Annotated in this window: 1 protein-coding gene; it reads right to left on the bottom strand. The window is 64.0% G+C overall.

Features of this window, described 5'->3' with window-relative positions; genetic code table 11:
* Nucleotides 1–314: transposase (locus tag AC0L16_RS33670; RefSeq protein ID WP_473625825.1), on the bottom strand; the 314-nt coding region annotated here is incomplete at both ends.

Raw genomic sequence — 314 nt, 5'->3', positions numbered from 1 at the left:
CAGTAGCCGGCCTCGAAGTCCTCAAGGGCCTTCATGCCGGCTTCGGCGTCCTTGGCCCGGTAGATCGCGCGCAGCGCCGGCACGACGGACTTGCGATCCTTCCACGACACGAACTCCAGGGAATGACGGATCAGGTGCACGATGCAGGTCTGGACCACAGTCTGGGGAAAGACGGCGTTGATCGCCTCGGGGAAGCCCTTCAAGCCGTCGACGACGGCGATCAGGACGTCGGCGACGCCACGGCTCTTCAGTTCGTTCATGACGCGCAGCCAGAACTTGGCGCCCTCGGTCTGCTCGATCCAGATGCCGAGGAT

The organism is Mesorhizobium sp. WSM4848 (assembly GCF_055811375.1).
This window is presented reverse-complemented; position numbering and strand designations above follow the sequence as displayed.